Here is a 16,601-nt window from a genome sequence, read left to right as displayed (position 1 = left end):
GCGTCTCCCGCGGGCTGGAACCCGAGGCCGCTCCCATACCAAGACGCCTGGCGCGGCCAAGTCGGCGGTCAGGATAGCCCAGCGCCGTCCTGAAACGAAGGCCGCCCTCAGCCGGCCCGCCGACCCAGCATTTCCACGTCCGGCGCCTCACCCTCGACCGTCCCTGTCTGGGCCAGAGCGGCGACCTCGCCGATCAGCAGCACGACCGGGCCGTCGAAGCCTTCGCTGGCCAGGACGGCCGGTAGGGTTTCCAGGGTGGCGCGGCGGATGCGGGCGGTGGGGGCTCCGGCGTTTTCGATGGCGGCGGCGGGGGTGGTGGAGCTCATGCCCTCGGTGATCAGGCGCCGGGTGAGGGCGGCGGCGCTGTCGCGGGCCATGTAGAGGGCCAGGGTGGTCTCGCCGTCGGCGACGCCGCGCCATTCGCTGGCGGCCAGGGCGCCGCCCTCGGTGCGGGCGGTGGCGAAGACCACCCGACGGGCCAGGCCCCGGTGGGTCAGGGGGATGTCGAACTGGGCGGCGGCGGCGCAGGCGGCGGTGACGCCCGGCACGATCTGCGTCTCGATCCCGTGGCCGCGCAGGAAGGCGACCTCCTCCCCTACCCGGCCGAACACCGAGGGGTCGCCGCCCTTGAGGCGGACCACGGTCAGGCCCTTGCGGGCCAGGCGCAGCATCAGGCGGTTGATGGTCGACTGGTCCATGCTGGTCCGGCCCGAGCGCTTGCCTGTCTGGATGCGGACGCAGGCGGCGGGGGCGAGGGCGAGGACCTCGTCGCTGACCAGGGCGTCGTAGAGCAGCGCCTGGGCGCCCTGCACGGCCCGCTGGGCGCGGACGGTCATCAGGTCGGCGGGGCCGGGACCGGCCCCGACCAGCAGCACGCGGCCGGGTTCGGGATCATGCGGCATGGGCGGTCTCCTCCGGTGCGCCGGCCGGCGCCAGCGTCTGGATCATGCGGGCCAGTTCGGGGCGGCAGGAGCCGCAGTTGGTCCCGGCCCCGGTGGCCGCGCCGACCGCCTCGACGCTGCAGGCGCCGGCGGCGATGGCGGTCTCGATGGCCCTCGTGCCGACCTTCAGGCAGGCGCAGACCATCGGGCCGGCGTCGACCACCGGGCCGGGCGGGCGGCCGATCAGCAGGGCGGCGCGGGCGGTGGCGGAGAGTTCCGGTTCCTCGAACAGGTCGACCAGCCAGTCGCGGCTCGGCAGGCGGCCGGAGACGGTGAAGAACAGCACGCGGGTGAGGCGACCGTTCTCGACCCAGGCCAGGCGCAGGCTGCCGGCCCGGGCATCCTCGTAGGTCAGCAGTTCGCCGACGGCGCCGCGCCCGGCCGCCTTGCGGATCACCTCCCGCTGGGCCTCGTCACCACGGCCGGCGAATTCGAACTGCTGGCAGGCGGTCTGCGGCAGGCGGCGCCAGACGATGTCCTTCGGGAAGGCGACGTCGGCGGCGTCCAGGGTCAGCAGGAAGCCGCGCCAGGTCTCGCGATAGGGGCGCAGTTGGGCCGGGGTGTGTTTGAACTCCGGCTGGCCGGAGGTGGGGTCGATGTTGGGGGCGATCAGGCCATTGCTGCGGCCCGACGGGGCGAAGGCGTCAGTCCAGTGCATCGGCATGAACAGGCCGCCGCGCCGCTGGCGGTCGGTCAGCCTGGCGAGGACGACGGCCTCGCCGCGCGCCGTGCGGACCCGGGCCAGGTCGCCCTCGGCGATGCCGGCGGCGGCGGCGTCTTCCGGGTGAACCTCGACATAGGGCTCGGGGGCATGACGGCAGAGGTCGGGGGCCAGGCCCGTGCGGGTCATGGTGTGCCAGTGGTCGCGGATGCGGCCGGTGTTCAGCGACAGAGGGAAGGCGCCGTCGAGGGCGCTGGCCGGCGGGGCGGGGCGGACGGGGATCAGGCGGGCGCGGCCGTCGGGGGTCTGGAAGCGACCGTCGGCGAACAGCCGCGGCGTGCTGCCGGCGGCGGTGACCGGCCATTGCACGGGGGCCATGGCCTCGTAGCCGGCGCCGTCGAGGCCGACGAGGCCCGACAGGTTGAGCAGTCGGTCCTGGTTCTCGTAGGCGGTCAGGCGGGTCCACTCGCGGAACACGGCGGCCGGGCTGGTCCAGGAGAAGCCGTCGGCGTGGCCCATGGCGCAGGCGACGTCGGCGATGATCCGCCAGTCGGCGCGGGCCTCGCCGGGCGCGGCCATCAGGGGGCGCTGGCGGGAGATGCAGCGCTCGGAATTGGTCACCGTGCCGTCCTTCTCGCCCCAGGCCAGGGCGGGGAGGCGGACGTGGGCCAGGTCGACGGTGTCGGTGCTGGCCATCACGTCGGAGGCGACGACGAAGGGGCAGCGGGCCAGGGCCTCGCGCACCTTGGCGGTGTTGGGCAGGCTGACGGCCGGGTTGGTGGCCATGATCCAGACGGCCTTGATGCGGCCGTCGTGGATGGCGTCGAACATGTCGACGGCTTTCAGGCCCGGGGCGCGGGCGGTCTGGGGCGCGCCCCAGAAGCGGGCGACGCGGTCACGGTCGGCCGGGGCGAAGTCCATGTGGCCGGCCAGGGTGTTGGCCATGCCGCCGGTCTCGCGCCCGCCCATGGCGTTGGGCTGGCCGGTGATCGAGAAGGGGCAGGCGCCGGGCTTGCCGATGCGGCCCGTGGCCAGGTGGGTGTTGAGGATGGCCAGGCCCTTGGCGACGCCCTGGGCCGACTGGTTGGCGCCCATGGAGAACAGGCTGACCGTGCGCTCATGGCGGGCGAAGAGGTCGAAGAAGGCGGTCAGGTCGGCGAGCTCGACGCCGCAGTCGGCGGCGACGGCGGCGGGCGACTGGTCGGCCTCGGCCAGGGCCAGCAGCAGCTCGGGCCAGCCGTTCACATGGGCGGCGATGTAGGCCTGGTCGACGGCGCCGCGCCGGATGAGGTCGGCCAGCAGACCGTTCCACAGGCGCACGTCGGTCTGCGGGGCGATGGCCAGGTGGATGTCGGCGCCCTGGGCGGTGTCGGTGCGGCGCGGGTCGATGACGACGTGACGCTGGCCCCGGGCCCGGGCGGCCTCCATGCGGCGGTAGAGCACCGGATGGGTCCAGGCGGCGTTGTGGCCGCTGAACACCACGAGGTCGGCCAGTTCGAGGTCTTCGTAGCAGCCGGGCACCAGGTCGGCCCCGAAGGCCTGCTTGTGGGCCGCGACGGCCGAGGCCATGCAGAGGCGCGAGTTGGTGTCGATGTTGCCCGAGCCGATGAAGCCCTTCATCAGCTTGTTGGCGACGTAGTAGTCCTCGGTCAGCAGCTGGCCGGAGACGTAGAAGGCCACCGAGTCGGGGCCGTGGCGGGCGATGGTCTCGGCGAAGCGCTTGGCGACCAGGCTCGTCGCCTGTTTCCAGGGAACGCGCCGGTCGCCGATCATCGGATGCAGCAACCGGCCCTCGAGGCCGACCGTGGCGCCGAGCGCCGCGCCCTTGGAACAGAGCCGCCCCTCGTTGGCCGGATGCAGGCGGTCGCCGGCCACCGAGAGCGCGCGGCCCTCGGCCAGGCCCGAAACCCCGCACCCCACCCCGCAGTAGGGGCAGGTGGTCCGTACCGCTGAAGGCGCGCCGCCATCAGCCATCGCGCGGCGTCACATAGAGGCCGATGAACAGTCGGCCCTCGCGCACTTCCACGGGCACGGTCGGGGCGCAGCCCTTGCCCTTGTCGGCGCCGGTCGGCTCGCCGGTGGCCAGGTCGATGACCCAGTTGTGCAGCGGGCAGGTCACCGAACTGCCGTGGACGATGCCCTGGCTGAGCGGCCCGCCCTTGTGCGGACAGGCGTCCATCAGGGCGAAGATTTCGCCGTCTCCGGTGCGGAAGACGGCGATGTCGCCCTGGGGGCTGGGCAGGCGGCGGGCGCCGCGGCGCGGCACGTCGGTGACGGCCCCGACGTCGGTCCAGTGCAGCACGGGGGGGACGGCGATCGCGTTCATGCCGGGGCGAACTCCATGCGGCGGCTGAGCGGGTTGAACTCGTCGGAGTGGCGGCCGGCCACCCGCTCGGCCCAGGGGTCGATGCGGGCGGTGCGCTGGGAGACGACGAAGCGGTCGTAGAGGGCGCGGCGCTGGTCGGGATCGTTGACCACCGCCTGGATGCTCTCAAGGCCGACGCGGGCCATCCATTTGTAGACCCGCTCCAGGTACCAGCCGTCCTCGCGGTACAGCTGCATGGCGGCGGCGATGGTCCACACCGTCTCCTCCTCGGTGGCGACGCGGGTCAGGACCTGGGTGCCCTGGATGTGCAGGCCGGCGGCGCCGCCGATGTGGATCTCGTAGCCGCTGTCGACGCAGACCACCCCGAAGTCCTTGCAGGTCGCCTCGGCGCAGTTGCGCGGGCAGCCGCTGACCGCCAGCTTGACCTTGGCCGGCGTCCAGCTGCCCCAGAGGAACTTCTCCAGACGGATGCCGAGGCCCGTGGAGTCCTGGGTCCCGAACCGGCACCAGTCGCTGCCGACGCAGGTCTTCACCGTGCGCAGGCCCTTGGCGTAGGCGTGGCCCGAGACCATGCCGGCGGCGTTGAGATCGGCCCAGACGGCGGGCAGGTCGTCCTTCTTGACGCCCAGCAGGTCGATGCGCTGGCCGCCGGTGACTTTCACGGCCGGGATGGCGAACTTGTCGGCGACGTCGGCGATGGCGCGCAGTTCGTCGGGGGTGGTCATGCCGCCCCACATGCGCGGGACGACCGAATAGGTGCCGTCCTTCTGGATGTTGGCGTGGACCCGCTCGTTGATGAAGCGCGACTGCTTGTCGTCGCGGTATTCGCCGGGCCAGGCGCAGATCAGGTAGTAGTTGAGGGCCGGGCGGCAGCTGGCGCAGCCGTCGGGGGTGGTCCATTCGAGGGCCTGGAAGACGGCCGGCAGGGATTTCAGCCCCTCGGCGACGATGCGCCGGCGGGTCTCGCCATGATCACGATGGGTGCATTTGCAGACCGGCTTGGGGCCGGTCTGGGCCTGGAAGCCGTCGCCGAGGGTCAGCTTCAACAGCTGCTCGACCAGCGGCGTGCAGCTGCCGCAACTGGCCGAGGCCTTGGTCACCGCCTTGACGTCGTCCAGGGTGGTGAGGCCCTGCGCGGTGATCGCGCCCGTGATCTGGCCCTTGCAGACGCCGTTGCAGCCGCAGATTTCCTGCTCATCGGCCATGGCCGCAACGGCCGCGCTAGGGTCCAGGCCGGCCAGCCCTTCGGTGATGGCCTGGCCGAAGATCAGACTCTCGCGGATGTCGCCGACATCGCGGCCCGACCGCATCAGGTCGAAGTACCAGTTGCCGTCGATGGCGTCGCCGAACAGCACCGCCCCGGCCACCTTGCCGTCCTCGATGACCACCCGCTTGTAGACGCCCCTCGCGGCGTCGCGGAAGACGATGTCCTCGCAGCCCTCGCCGCCGGCGAAGCGGCCGGCCGAGAAGACGTCGACGCCGGAAACCTTCAGCCGGGTCGAGAGGACCGAGCCCTCGTAGACGGTTGAGCCGTCGGTCATGGCGTCGGCCAGGGCCCGGCACATCTCCCAGATCGGGGCGACCAGGCCGTAGCATTCACCGCGATGCTCGGCGCATTCGCCGACCGCGAAGACGGCCGGGTGGCTGGTGCGCATGGCGTCGTCGACGACCACGCCGCGGCCGACCGCCAGGCCGGCCTCGCGGGCCAGGGCGGCGTTGGGGCGGATGCCGACGGCCATGACCAGCAGGTCACAGTCGAGGGTTCGGCCATCCTTCAGCTTGAGGCCGGCGACCTGGCCGTCCTGGCCGACGATCTCCTGCGACTGGGCCCCCATCACCGTCTCGACGCCGCGTTCGGCCAGGGCCTCGCGCAGCAGGAAGCCGGCCGACTCGTCGAGCTGGCGTTCCATCAAGACGTCCATCAGGTGGACGACGGTGGCCTGCATGCCCCGGCGAGCCAGGCCATAGGCGGCTTCGAGGCCCAGCAGGCCGCCGCCGATGACCACCGCCTTGGCGCCGGGCTTGGCCGAGGCGGCGACCATGGCCTCGACGTCGTCCAGGTCGCGGAAGGTGACCACGCCCTTCAGATCGATGCCGGGCAGCGGCAGCCGCACGGGGTCCGAACCTGTGGCCAGGATCAGCTTGTCGAAGGGAACCTCCAGCCCGCCCTCGGCCAGCACCTTGCGGCGGGCCAGGTCGAGACCGGTGACGGCCCGGCCGGCGTGCAGGGTGATGCCGTTGTCGCGGTACCAGGCCTCGTCGTTGATGACGATGTCATCGAAGGCCTTCTCCCCGGCCAGCACCGGCGAGAGCATGATGCGGTTGTAGTTGACCCGCGGCTCGGCGCCGAAGATGGCGATCTCGTAGCGGCCGGGGTCGCGCTTGAGGATCTCCTCGACCGCCCGACACCCCGCCATGCCGTTGCCGACAACGACCAGTCTTTCCTTGGACATGCCGCTTGCTCCTAGAGCCGGACCGGAACGGCGGCGGCGTCGCCGTGGAGGGTCGGCCAGACCGCCCGCCAGTGGTTCTTCAGGCCCAGCAGGGCGACCAGGGCCAGCAGGGACAGGGCGGCGAAGCCCAGGAAGCCGAGCTGGTAGGATCCGGTCAGCTTGCGGGCCATGCCGAGGCTGGCGGCCAGGTAGAAGCCGCCAAGGCCGCCGGTCATGCCGATCAGGCCAGTGACCACGCCGATCTCCTTGCGGAACCGCTGCGGGGCGAGCTGGAAGACCGCGCCGTTGCCGGCGCCGAGGGCCAGCATGGCGAACATCAGCACCGCCAGGGCCAGCCAGGGGCTGGGCATGTGGAAGCTGGCGCCGGCCAGACCGACGGCGGCCAGGACATAGACGGTGCTCAGCGTCTTCACCCCGCCGATGCGGTCGGCCAGGGCGCCGCCGACCGGGCGGATAAAGGAGCCGGCGAAGACGCAGGCGGCGGTGAAGAAGCCGGCGACCACCGGGTCCAGGCCGTATTCAGCGTTGAAGTAGATGGTCAGCGACGAGGACAGGCCGACGAAGCCGCCGAAGGTCACCGAATAGAGCAGCATCAGCCACCAGGCGTCCGGGACCTTCAGAACGTCGAGGTACTCGGTCAGCTTCTTGGGGGCGGGCTGTTCAGGGGCGTCCTTGGCCATCATCAGATAGACCACGAAGGCCACGGCCAGCGGGATGGCGGCCAGGCCGATGACGTTGCTCCAGCCGAACATCTTGGCCAGGGCGGGGGCGAACAGGGCGGCCAGGGCGGTGCCCGAGTTGCCGGCCCCGGCGATGCCGAGCGCCAGGCCCTGGTGCTCCGGCGGATACCAGCGCGAGGCCAGCGGCAGGGCGACGGCGAAGGAGGCCCCGGCGACGCCGAGCAGCAGGCCGAGGATCAGCACCTGCGAATAGCTGTGGACGCCCAGGAACCAGGCGCCGAGCAGGCCGGCCAGGACGATGAGCTGGCCGATCAGGCCGGTCTTCTTGGGGCCGATGCGGTCGACGAGCACCCCGGCGACCAGTCGCAGCAGGGCGCCCGACAGCACCGGCACGGCGACCATGAAGCCTTTCTGGGCCGGGTCGAGGCCGAAGTCCTTGGCGATGTAGACGCCCAACGGACCAAGCAGGACCCAGACCATGAAGCTGAGGTCGAAATAGAGGAAGGAGGCGAAGAGGGTCGGCGTATGGCCAGACTTCAGGAACGAACGGGGCGTCATGAGGCAGCCTTCGGAATGCGGGTGAGCGAGAACGGCGGCGTCGCCGGGCGGGGTGACCGCATCCGAGCGGTCGTCTCGATCAGCCGCGAACTTCGTTGTCCGTTGCCTGTCGCCATGGAGCGCCGCCCTGGCCGCCAGCGCCATGCCGGGATGGCCTCGCGGGCGCAAACAGGGCCGTTCGCACGATTTTGCGGCGCCGCAGCATGGCGGCTGACCGAAATCGCGGCGCCCTCAGCCTGCCGCCAAAGCCTGCTGCAGCAAGTCGGGGCGGTAGACCAGGCCGGCCGGGGCGGCGAGTCTGGGGTCCGGTCCCAGCTGCCCCCACCGCCGCATCTGCGAAAGGATCCAGTGGGTGTCCTCGGGCCGGGGCGCGGCCGCGCCGTCGGCCTGGAAGACGATTTCGCCATCCAGGGCGGGGGCGATGACCGACGCCGCGACGCCGACCACCTCGGGCCTGGCCAGCAGGGCGATCAGCTCCTCGCGGTTGCCGACCTGGTCGGCCCAGGCCCCGGCCCGCGACAGGGCCCGCAGCAGGGCGGCGAGGGCCGGCGGATCGCGTCCGGCTCGCCGCTCGGCCAGGCCCAGCACCTTGTCGGGGGCGCCCGGGTGCAGCGCCGCGGTGGTGGCCACCGTCTCGCCGGCCCCGGCCGCCGCGGCGACGGCGTTCCAGGGGGCGCCGGCGCAAAAGCCGTCGATGACGCCTGCGGCCAGCTGCTGGGCCATGCGGGCGGGCGGCACGACGATGATGCGGACATCGCGGTCCGGATCGACGCCCGCGCCGGCCAGCCAGCCGCGCAGGGCGTAGTTGTGGATCGAATAGGGAAAGACGACGGCGAAGGTCGGGATGCCCGCCTGGTCGGCCAGCGCCTGGGCCAGCGGCTGCTCACGGCCGGCCGCCTCGAGGTCGCGCACCGCCGCCGCCAGGCTGCGGGACAGGCTGATGGCCCCGCCGCCCCGGCTGAGCGCCATGGGGGCGACCATGGCCGCGGCGTCGCCGCCGATGCCAAGCGGCGAGGCGATGGCCATCGGGGCCAGGAGTTGCGCCGCGTCGAGGGTCCCGAAGGCCAGCTTGTCGCGGATCGTCGCCCAGGAGGCCTCGCGGCTGAGCGTCACCTCCAGCCCCTCCTCGGCGTAGAATCCCTTGTCGCGGGCGACGACCAGCGGCGCGCAATCGGTCAGGGGCATGAAGCCCAGTGTCAGAGCCGTCACCTGCCATCCCCCTTTTGATCTGGCCCCTTTTGATCTGGCCCCTTCAGAATGCCGGCGAAGGCCAGCAGATCGGCCGCCACCGCCCCGATCGGCCGGCCCTTGTCCATGGCCAGCTTGCGCAGCACGCCGTAGGCGGCCGTCTCGTCCAGGCCGCGCTCCTTCATCAGCAGGGTCTTGGCGCGATCGACGGCCTTGTGCGATTCCAGGTCGGCCTTGGCCCGGGCCAGGTCGCCGCGCAGCTGCTGCATCAGCGAGAACCGGCTCATCGCCACGTCGAGGATCGACCGCACCCGGTCCGGCGCCAGGCCGTTAACGACATAGGCCGCCACTCCGGCCCGCACCGCCTGTTCGGCCAGGCCCGCCTCACTGCGGTCGGCGAACATCACCACCGGGCGGGGGTTGGAGCGGGTCGACTCGCGCAGGCTCTCGAGGATGTCACGGTCGGGGCTGTCGCAGGCGACGACGATGACGTCCGGTTCGAAGGCCGCCGCCTCGGCCACCTCGAAGATGGCCGACTGCCGCACCTCCAACGGATCGACCCCGGCCAGGCCCTCGGCGACGAGGGCGGCCCGGGCGGGATCGGGATCGATGAGCAGGACGCGCATGGGTCAGACGCCTAGCGGTCCTCCCCTTGGGAAGCGAAGCGCAATCGCTCCCGCATATGCGATGGGCGGCGGGCGCCCAAAGTTTGCGCAGTCGCCCTCCGGTGGAGAAGACCCGCTTTCACCGCTTCAAAACACTTCCGTGCTGTCCTGCCGATCCGGGGGGACAGGTCAAGGCCATGAAACTGTTCGCAATCCGCTGGCGCTTCTTCCGCCAGGCCCAGCCACAGCGGGGCTGGAAGGACGCCGGTATCCTGCTGGCGGTCTACGCCCTGGCGGTGCTGAGCGCCGTCCTGTGGTTCCGCAGCGTCGAGAATTCGACCGCCTTCTGGGCCGCCAACGGGGTGATGGCGGCCGGCCTGCTGCTGCTGCGACCGAAGGTCGCCATCCCCTTCGCGGTCCTCTGCATCGCCATGAACCTGGGGCTGAACGTCATCGGCGGCCTGCCGCTGACGCTGAACCTCTCCTTCACGGCCCTGAACCTCGGCTACACCCTGGTCGTCGTCCTCCTGACCCGCACCTTCTGCGGCGCGGCGCTGGACCTTGGCCGCCTGCGGCGCTTCGTCCCCTTCCTGATCATCGTCGGCGTCACGGGCGTCGCCGAGGGCCTGATCGGCGGGGCGACGACCGCCGAGACCCTGGTCAACTACGGCGTCGTCTGGCGCCGCTGGGCGGCCTGCGACGCCACCGGTATGGTGCTGGCCCTGCCCGCCACCCTGATGATGATGCGCGGCATCAACCCGCTGTACGCCGGCCCGGCCAAACTGGTCGAGCGGGTGGCCCTGCTGGCCCTGCTCGGCCTCGGCACCTGGGTCGTGTTCGGCATCTCCCAGGCCCCGATCTTCCTGCTGATCTTCCCGGCTCTGCTGTTCGCCGCCTTCCGCCTGGGCGCGGCCTGGGCCTTCCCGGCCGTCTACATCTGCGCCATGGCCGCCACCGTGCAGACCCTGGCCAACAAGGGCCCGCTGGCCGTGTTCGACGGCAAGCCGCCCTTCATCGAGCTTGGCCTGCTGCAGGTCTTCCTGATCAGCCTGCTGCTCACCGCCTCCCTGGCCACCAGCGCCCTGGCCGAACGCATGCGGGCCGAGCTGCGCCTGCGCCGCAAGGCCGCCGCCACCGCCGCCGCCCACGCCCGGGTCGAACAGGTGACCGCCACCCGCGAACGCTTCCTGGCCGTCGTCGGCCATGAGATCCGCACCCCGCTGAACGGCATTCTCGGCTTCGGCGAGGCCCTGTCCAAGCGCGACGACCTGGACCCCGAGGCCCGCCGGCAGGTGGAGATGATCGGCCGCTCGACCCAGGACCTGATGGCCATCGTCGAGGACATCCTCGACTTCTCGCGCATCGAATCCGGCCAGCTGGAGATCCAGCCGGCCCCCGCCGACCTGGCCGCCGCCCTGGTCCGCGCCGTCGAGGCGGCCGGCTGCAAGGCCGCCGCCAAGGGCGTCACCCTGAGCCTCGACTGCGGGGCCCTGGGGGAGGCCCGCCACCTGGTCGACGTCCGCCGCGCCCAGCAGGTGCTCGGCCACCTGATCGACAACGCCATCAAGTTCACCGACGCCGGCGACGTCGCCATCAGCGTCGAGCGCCACCCCCTGGAGGGCGCCGACCGCCTGGTCTTCACCGTTTCCGACACCGGCGCGGGCGTCGCGCCGGCCCAGCGCGGCGACCTCTTCAAGCCCTTCGCCCAGCATGACGCCTCCCTGTCGCGCCGCCATGCCGGGGCGGGCCTGGGCCTCTCCATCTGCAGTTCGATCGTCCAGCTGATGGGCGGCGAGATCGGCTATCGGCCACGCGAGGTCGGCGGCTCCCACTTCTGGTTCGCCCTCACTCTGCCCCGGCTTGAGGCCGAGGGGCCCCAGGAGGACGAGCTGGCGGAACGCGCGCCCCGCATCCTGGTCGTCGACGACCACCCGATGAACCGCGAGGTCGCCCGCCTGTTCCTCGACGCCTTCGGCTGCGAGGTGGCCGAGGCCGAGGACGGCGCCGCCGCCGTCGAGGCGGCCAGGACCGGGGCCTTCGACCTGATCCTGATGGACCTGCGCATGCCGGGCGTCGACGGCCTGGCCGCCACCCGCATGATCCGGGCGCTGGGCGGTCCGGTGTCGCTGACCCCGATCCTGGCGGTCACCGCCGACGTCATGCGCGACGACGTCGAGCGCTGCCGCGCCGCCGGCATGAACGGCCACATCCCCAAGCCGATCAACCAGGAACGGCTGCTGGGCGCCCTCAGCGCCGCCCTGCAGGGCCGCGACGCCTTCCCGGAACCGGCCGCCGCCTGACCGCTCGACAAGCCTCTTCCATAGGCGGACAGTGATCTGGACGACCGGCGTTCAGCGTATTCACTCCGTCCGTCCGGGAGATGGCCGATGAAGTCCCTGCCTCTTTGCCTAGCCGCCGCTCTGCTGCTGACCGTCGCCGCCTGTGATCAGAAGACGAAGGCGCCGCCGGCCGCGCCGGCCGCCGCCACCACCGAGACGGTCGGCCTCAACGCCGAGATCGACAACGACGTCCAGCAGAAGAGCGTCACCGATCCGGGGTTCCGCGGCGCCCAGCTGCAGGGGCCGGTGCGCTACGCCGACGACATCCTCACCGCCGTCGACAGCCGCCTGCTGGTCCGCCTCAAGGACAACTCCGGCCTGACCGTCGGCCCCAACGCCCGCGTCAGCATCGACAAGTTCGTCATCGACACCGACGCCAGCGCGCCCGGCGCGGCGGTGTCGGTGGCCAAGGGCGCCTTCCGCTTCGCCTCCAGCGGCAAGGGCTCGCGCCCCGACGGCGTGCGTTTCAACACCCCGCTGGCGGCCATCGGCATCCGCGGCACCATCCTTGAAGGCGTGGTCGGCCCCGACGCCCTGAACGTCATCGGCGCCGGCCCCTGGCTGGCCATCCTGTCGCTCGACCCGGAGACCGCCACCCTCATCGTCCTGCGCGAGGGGATCATCGAGGTCCGCTTCGGCGACGAGACCATCGTGCTGGACCAGCCGGGCGAGGCCATCGTGCTGGGCGGCACGCGCCGCTCGACGGTGTTCCAGATCTCCGCCCCCGCCACGGGCCGGCTCGACGCCCTGCTGGCCCCACGCGGCGCCGGCCCGCGTCCGCCGGCGACGCCCGTGGTCGACACGCCGCCGCCAACCGACGGCGGCAGGCCCGACCGCGGGAGCAAGCCGCCGCCCCGGCGCAATCCGGCGGCCGGAACCTCCGACGCCGATTATTCGCATGACAACGAAGGCGTGGTCCGTCCGGGCGACTCCGGCGATGGCCGTCCGGGCCTGCGCCGCAGCGACGGCAGCGTCATCGAACCCCGCCAGCCGCCGCCGCGTGAGCGGCCGACCTACGGCGCCCCCCTGCCCCGGCGCGGTGAGAGCGGGCCGGGGACGCCGTCCTTCGATATCCCCATCCCCAAGGTGACGCCGCCCACCCGCGATCGGCAACCGGCGCCGCAGCCGAAGACCCAGTCGCCGGCCGCCCGCGATCCCGCCCCGACGCCGCCCCCGCAGCCGGCGCTTCAGAAGCCGACCAGCCTGAAGCAGCCGTCGCCGCAGCCGGCCAAGGACCAGCCGCCGCAGCCCCAGGAGCCGCCGCGCTAAACAACCCGTTAACGCGGCCCGCCTTACCTTCGTCGCGAAGCCCGAGCCCAACGGCCCGAGGAGTCCGCCATGTCCGTTACCCGCACCGGCAGTTTCCGCCGCACCTACGACCATTTCGAGCCGGAGAGCGACAGCGATCCGCACGCCCAGCGCCGCACGCGCGGCCTGCTGGAGCAGATCGACTACACCGCCTACGCCGCCAACAAGGAGCTGATCGGCCAGGCCCTCGGCCAGGGCGACATCCGCAAGTTCCAGCGGCTGGCCGTCGCCGCCGCCCAGGCCCGCGCCGTCTGGATCGCCCAGGCCCTGGCCGCCTCGGCCAGCGGCGGCAAGCTCTCCAGCGCCGACCTGGCCCAGCTGACCCACCTGCGCGCTACCTTCGAGGAACTGACCGACGCCTACGAGGCCATGCGCCGGCTGGTCGAGCGCGGCTACCTGACGATGCCGGCCGCGCCCGCGGGCTAGGTTACCGCTTCTTCCCCAGCTCCGCCGCGATGTCCTTGGTCATCTTGCCGACCTTGCGGTGGGCGGCGGTGAGCTGGTCGCGGGTCACGCCCCAGCGCTTCATCCAGTATTCGACGGCCTGACGCTCGGAGAGGTCGAGGCGCTCCTTGTCGATGAACCCCCGCTTATCCTTGAGGCCGGCCATGGAAGGTCTCTCCGCGTGAGGGGTCAGGATCGGCTGTTCCGGCCCGCCGATCAATCACCCTGTTGCGGCGACGCTGGGTCAGCCGGCTATGCTGGCCCTCCGATGACAGAGAGTCCCATGACCGACACCCCCCGCCCCGAGCACGACCTGCAAACCACCTTCGGCCTGGTGCGCCGGGTCGAGATGAACCCCGAGGGCCGGGCCATCCTCGAATACGAGGCCGGCCTGCATATGTGCCATTCGGGCGGCGTGGTGCAGGGCGGGTTCGTGACTGGCTGGATCGACGCGGCCATGGCCCACGCCCTGATCGCCAAGCATGGCGAGGGCTTTGTCCCCATGAGCCTGGAGCTGAAGGTCAGCTTCTTCGCCTCGGCCCGGCCGGGACGGGTGTTCGCCGAGGCCTGGATCGAGGGCGGCGGCAAGTCGACGGTGTTCATGGAGGGGCGGCTGACCGACCCGGCCGGCAAGGTGCTGGCCAAGGCCACCTCCACCGTGCGGATGATGGACCGCGCCCGCGTCGAAGAGGCTTCGAAGGCTGCCGTATCCGGCGGATAGGGACTGGCGCCCCGAGGGGAGCCTCGTCTATCCTGATCGCTGATAACCAACGGCCATCAAGAGCCGTCGCCCCCAGGAAACGGATACCCCAGATGCACTATGCGGAGCTGAACCAGGCTTGGGCCGCGCTGACCGGCCCCGGCGGCGCCTTCGAGATTGTCGAGATGGACGTCGGCGGCCACTGGATTCGCGGCTTCAAGAACGCCCCGCCCAGCGTCCGCGAGGTCTGGCTCTCGACCCTGCAGTTCGCCGAGCGCGACTACCTGGTCTATCAGGACGAACGGCTGACCTACGGCCAGTCCCACCAGCTGACCGCCTCCATCGCCGGCTGGCTGATGGCCCAGGGCGTCGAGCCCGGCGACCGCATCGCCATCGCCATGCGCAACTATCCCGAATGGATGCTGATCTACTGGGCCGCCTGCAGCATCGGCGTCGCCGTGGTCGGCATGAACGCCTGGTGGACCGCCCCGGAGATGGCCTTCGGCTTCAGCGACTCGCGGCCGAAAGTGGTGTTCGCCGACGCCGAGCGCCTGGCCCGCATCGCCGAGCAGCCGGACATGCTGGCCGGGGCGAAAGTCGTCGCCGTGCGCACCGAGACGCCGGCCGGCGGCGCGGCCTGGAGCGAGGTGATCGGCCACGGCGGGACCATGCCCGACGTCACCGTCGATCCCGACGCCGACGCCTGCATCTTCTACACCAGCGGCACCACGGGCTTTCCCAAGGGCGCCCAGCTGACCCACCGGGGCTGCGTCAGCAACCTGATGAACATGCTGTTCTCCGGCCAGGCCGGGGCCATGGTGCTGGCCCAGGTCACCGGCGTCATCCCCGACCCCAACGTCCCGCCGCCGCCGCCGGCGGTGCTGGTCACCACCCCGCTGTTCCACGTCACCGCCAACAACTGCGGGGCCTACGCGGCCACCGCCCTGGGCGGCAAGATGGTGCTGATGTACCGCTGGGACGCCACCCTGGCCCTGGAGCTGATCCAGGAAGAGAAGATCAGCTCGGTCAGCGGCGTGCCGGTCATGGCCCGCGAGCTGGTCACCCACCCCGACTTCGCCAAATACGACACCTCCAGCCTGCTTAGCGTCGGCGGCGGCGGGGCGCAGATCCAGCCGGACCTGGTCGACAAGATCGACAAGACGGTGCCGACCGCCCGGCCCAACACCGGCTATGGCATGACCGAGACCTGCGGGGTGATCACCTCGCTGAGCGGCGACTTCTTCGTCGACAAGCCCGCCTCCTGTGGCCGCGCCCTGCCCAACTTCGAGGCCAAGGTGGTCGACGACTTCGGCAACAGCCTGCCGACCGGCGAGGTCGGCGAGCTGTGGGTGCGCGGCAGCAGTGTCATCAAGGGCTACATCAACCGCCCCGAGGCCACCGCCGAGACCATCACCGACGGCTGGCTGCACACCGGCGATGTCGCCCGCATCGACGAGGAGGGCTTCATCTTCCTGGTCGACCGCAAGAAGGACATGGTCCTGCGCGGCGGCGAGAACGTCTACTGCGCCGAGGTCGAAGCCGCCGTCTATCGCCATCCGGCGGTGGCCGAGGCGGTGGTGTTCGGCGTGCCGGACGATCGGCTGGGCGAGGAGGTGGCGGCCGCCATCCTGCTGCGCGACGGCCACAGCGCCAGCGCCCAGGAGCTGCGCGACCACGTCGCCGTCCTGATCGCCAAGCACAAGGCGCCCCGCTACATCTGGTTCCTGTCGGAGAACATCCCGCGCAACGCCAGCGGCAAGTTCCTCAAGAAGGACCTCAAGGCGTCGCTGAAGCTGCACGAGGCGGCATAAGGGGAACAGGCAATCGGCTCACGGCGTTGCTGTCCCGCCTCAAGGGGAGCCCGCCGTGAATACTGAAAAAGCCTTCTCCAAGTTCGCTTCAAAGACCGCTAGAGTGACCGGCCAGCCGATCACCTTCCTGGCCTGCGTCGCCGTGGTGCTGCTGTGGGCGATCAGCGGGCCGTTCTTCGGCTTCTCGGAGACCTGGCAGCTGGTGATCAACACCGGCACGACCATCATCACCTTCCTGATGGTCTTCCTGATCCAGAACACCCAGAACCGCGACAGCGAGGCGGTGCAGGCCAAACTCGACGCCCTGGTGCTGGTCTCCGAGGCGGAGAACGACTTCGTCGGCATCGAGGATCTGACCGACCGGGAACTGCGCGAAATGCACCGTCGCTGCGCCAAGGCGGCCAAGGCCCACACAGACCTGCACCGGAAACTCAATGAGGAACTGGAAAGCCGCGAGGGCGACAAGCCCGCGCGCAAGACCGCCAGCCCCAAACGGCCTGCCAAGACAAAGACTTAGTCGGCCAGTCGACAGACAACCTGCAATCGACTCTCAGCACACACTCGCCCGGGAACGGCGGCGGCGAAAA

At 71.3% G+C, this 16,601-nt stretch carries 14 protein-coding genes; 6 read left to right on the top strand and 8 right to left on the bottom strand.

Annotated features, from left to right (window positions below):
- Nucleotides 1-107 precede the first annotated feature (107 nt).
- The 7 genes from cobA to AC1RSK_RS01800 form a co-directional block, all read right to left on the bottom strand.
- Nucleotides 108-902 carry a uroporphyrinogen-III C-methyltransferase gene (gene cobA / locus AC1RSK_RS01830; protein WP_492904992.1) on the bottom strand — a complete coding sequence of 265 codons (795 nt, stop codon included), beginning with the start codon at nt 900-902 and terminating at the stop codon, nt 108-110.
- Complete coding sequence (locus AC1RSK_RS01825) at nt 892-3,576, bottom strand: nitrate reductase (RefSeq protein WP_492904990.1); 2,685 nt, start codon at nt 3,574-3,576, stop codon at nt 892-894. Before AC1RSK_RS01825 ends, cobA begins: the two co-directional genes overlap by 11 nt.
- Complete coding sequence (gene nirD, locus AC1RSK_RS01820) at nt 3,569-3,928, bottom strand: nitrite reductase small subunit NirD (RefSeq protein ID WP_492904989.1); 360 nt, start codon at nt 3,926-3,928, stop codon at nt 3,569-3,571. Before nirD ends, AC1RSK_RS01825 begins: the two co-directional genes overlap by 8 nt.
- A complete protein-coding gene (gene nirB, locus AC1RSK_RS01815) occupies nt 3,925-6,381 on the bottom strand; it encodes a nitrite reductase large subunit NirB (protein WP_492904987.1) in 2,457 nt (818 codons plus the stop codon). Before nirB ends, nirD begins: the two co-directional genes overlap by 4 nt.
- 11 nt (nt 6,382-6,392) lie before the next feature.
- Nucleotides 6,393-7,619: a nitrate/nitrite transporter gene (locus AC1RSK_RS01810; RefSeq protein WP_492904986.1), complete on the bottom strand. Its 1,227-nt coding sequence runs from the start codon at nt 7,617-7,619 to the stop codon at nt 6,393-6,395.
- Nucleotides 7,620-7,850: 231 nt separating this feature from the next.
- Entirely contained in the window at nt 7,851-8,828 is a 978-nt protein-coding gene (locus AC1RSK_RS01805) for a CmpA/NrtA family ABC transporter substrate-binding protein (RefSeq protein ID WP_492904984.1), read from the bottom strand.
- Nucleotides 8,825-9,433: an ANTAR domain-containing response regulator gene (locus AC1RSK_RS01800; RefSeq protein WP_492904983.1), complete on the bottom strand. Its 609-nt coding sequence runs from the start codon at nt 9,431-9,433 to the stop codon at nt 8,825-8,827. The genes AC1RSK_RS01805 and AC1RSK_RS01800 overlap by 4 nt, the downstream gene beginning before the upstream one ends.
- Nucleotides 9,434-9,609: 176 nt before the next feature.
- On the opposite strand from AC1RSK_RS01800, the gene AC1RSK_RS01795 reads away from it, so the two are divergent.
- The 3 genes from AC1RSK_RS01795 to AC1RSK_RS01785 all read left to right on the top strand — a co-directional run bounded on the left by AC1RSK_RS01795 (nt 9,610) and on the right by AC1RSK_RS01785 (nt 13,485).
- On the top strand, nt 9,610-11,712 hold the full coding sequence (locus AC1RSK_RS01795; RefSeq protein ID WP_492904981.1) for a response regulator: 2,103 nt from the start codon (nt 9,610-9,612) through the stop codon (nt 11,710-11,712).
- Between the two features lie 87 nt (nt 11,713-11,799).
- Nucleotides 11,800-13,020, top strand: coding sequence for a FecR domain-containing protein (locus AC1RSK_RS01790; protein ID WP_492904979.1), 1,221 nt, complete (start codon nt 11,800-11,802; stop codon nt 13,018-13,020).
- A 69-nt stretch (nt 13,021-13,089) separates the two neighbouring features.
- Nucleotides 13,090-13,485 (top strand): hypothetical protein, encoded by a 396-nt coding sequence (locus AC1RSK_RS01785; protein WP_492904978.1) that lies wholly within the window; start codon nt 13,090-13,092, stop codon nt 13,483-13,485.
- Between the two features lies 1 nt (nt 13,486).
- Here AC1RSK_RS01785 and AC1RSK_RS01780 read toward each other — a convergent pair whose 3' ends face one another.
- Nucleotides 13,487-13,669, bottom strand: a complete 183-nt coding sequence (locus tag AC1RSK_RS01780; protein WP_110118570.1) for a DUF3606 domain-containing protein — start codon at nt 13,667-13,669, stop codon at nt 13,487-13,489.
- Between the two features lie 117 nt (nt 13,670-13,786).
- On the opposite strand from AC1RSK_RS01780, the gene AC1RSK_RS01775 reads away from it, so the two are divergent.
- The 3 genes from AC1RSK_RS01775 to AC1RSK_RS01765 all read left to right on the top strand — a co-directional run bounded on the left by AC1RSK_RS01775 (nt 13,787) and on the right by AC1RSK_RS01765 (nt 16,531).
- Nucleotides 13,787-14,224 carry a PaaI family thioesterase gene (locus AC1RSK_RS01775; protein WP_492904977.1) on the top strand — a complete coding sequence of 146 codons (438 nt, stop codon included), beginning with the start codon at nt 13,787-13,789 and terminating at the stop codon, nt 14,222-14,224.
- A gap of 92 nt (nt 14,225-14,316) precedes the next feature.
- Complete coding sequence (locus AC1RSK_RS01770; protein WP_492904975.1) at nt 14,317-16,014, top strand: class I adenylate-forming enzyme family protein; 1,698 nt, start codon at nt 14,317-14,319, stop codon at nt 16,012-16,014.
- Nucleotides 16,015-16,069: 55 nt separating this feature from the next.
- Complete coding sequence (locus tag AC1RSK_RS01765; RefSeq protein ID WP_492904973.1) at nt 16,070-16,531, top strand: low affinity iron permease family protein; 462 nt, start codon at nt 16,070-16,072, stop codon at nt 16,529-16,531.
- The last annotated feature ends 70 nt before the right edge of the window (nt 16,532-16,601 follow it).

The organism is Caulobacter sp. GW821-FHT11A05, from assembly GCF_058809015.1.
The sequence above is the reverse complement of the archived record's forward strand: the minus strand, read 5'-3'. Positions and strand labels throughout refer to the sequence as shown.

Excerpts from the sequence above, each read along its gene's own strand:
- AC1RSK_RS01825 (WP_492904990.1), bottom strand. The coding sequence starts at position 3,576 with ATGGCTGATGGCGGCGCGCCTTCAGCGGTACGGACCACCTGCCCCTAC.
- AC1RSK_RS01780 (WP_110118570.1), bottom strand. The coding sequence starts at position 13,669 with ATGGCCGGCCTCAAGGATAAGCGGGGGTTCATCGACAAGGAGCGCCTC.
- cobA (WP_492904992.1), bottom strand. The coding sequence starts at position 902 with ATGCCGCATGATCCCGAACCCGGCCGCGTGCTGCTGGTCGGGGCCGGT.
- AC1RSK_RS01790 (WP_492904979.1), top strand. The coding sequence starts at position 11,800 with ATGAAGTCCCTGCCTCTTTGCCTAGCCGCCGCTCTGCTGCTGACCGTC.
- AC1RSK_RS01785 (WP_492904978.1), top strand. The coding sequence starts at position 13,090 with ATGTCCGTTACCCGCACCGGCAGTTTCCGCCGCACCTACGACCATTTC.
- AC1RSK_RS01800 (WP_492904983.1), bottom strand. The coding sequence starts at position 9,433 with ATGCGCGTCCTGCTCATCGATCCCGATCCCGCCCGGGCCGCCCTCGTC.
- AC1RSK_RS01810 (WP_492904986.1), bottom strand. The coding sequence starts at position 7,619 with ATGACGCCCCGTTCGTTCCTGAAGTCTGGCCATACGCCGACCCTCTTC.
- AC1RSK_RS01770 (WP_492904975.1), top strand. The coding sequence starts at position 14,317 with ATGCACTATGCGGAGCTGAACCAGGCTTGGGCCGCGCTGACCGGCCCC.
- AC1RSK_RS01795 (WP_492904981.1), top strand. The coding sequence starts at position 9,610 with ATGAAACTGTTCGCAATCCGCTGGCGCTTCTTCCGCCAGGCCCAGCCA.
- nirD (WP_492904989.1), bottom strand. The coding sequence starts at position 3,928 with ATGAACGCGATCGCCGTCCCCCCCGTGCTGCACTGGACCGACGTCGGG.
- nirB (WP_492904987.1), bottom strand. The coding sequence starts at position 6,381 with ATGTCCAAGGAAAGACTGGTCGTTGTCGGCAACGGCATGGCGGGGTGT.
- AC1RSK_RS01775 (WP_492904977.1), top strand. The coding sequence starts at position 13,787 with ATGACCGACACCCCCCGCCCCGAGCACGACCTGCAAACCACCTTCGGC.